This window comes from Myxococcus sp. CA051A (assembly GCF_013336705.1).
Taxonomy (GTDB): Bacteria; Myxococcota; Myxococcia; order Myxococcales; family Myxococcaceae; genus Myxococcus; species Myxococcus llanfairpwllgwyngyllgogerychwyrndrobwllllantysiliogogogochensis.
The window spans coordinates 1-414 of sequence record NZ_JABUMS010000088.1 but is presented as its reverse complement, the minus strand read 5'-3'; the positions used below and the strand labels follow the sequence as shown (position 1 = coordinate 414).

General features: G+C 67.1%; 1 protein-coding gene. It reads right to left on the bottom strand.

Annotated elements, in window-relative coordinates; all coding sequences use genetic code 11:
• Positions 1-414 (bottom strand): beta-propeller domain-containing protein (locus HUA74_RS45035; RefSeq protein ID WP_174459523.1); only part of this gene is annotated, 414 nt, incomplete at both ends.

The following is a 414-nucleotide window of genomic DNA, read 5'->3' as shown; positions in this document are numbered from 1 at the left end:
CTGACGGTGTCGAAGCGCCACCAGTTCTGGTTCTGCAGGTCCACGGTCCGGGTGCTCACGGTGGTGGCGACGCGCAGCACGCCCTCGTGCTCGTCCAGGGAGAACTGGTTGGCGATGTGGCCTTCCATGGTGCCGCTGCCCACGTAGGTGGCCTTGCCCGGCTCGCGGATGTCGAACTTGTGCAGGTACGTGAAGTCCGACTGCCCCACCTCCGGCCACCACCACCAATGGCCGGTGGCCATGTAGAGCGAGTCCTTCGACGCGTAGACCTCACCCGGCGACGTCACCACGCTGGTGCGGCGCGGCGCCGCATTGGCCGCTTCCGCGTCCAGGTTCATGGACAGCACCGTCACGAAGCCCAGGCCCGTGGGCGCGTTGGCGTGGAAGAAGTCCGTGCACGAATACGTCAGCGGC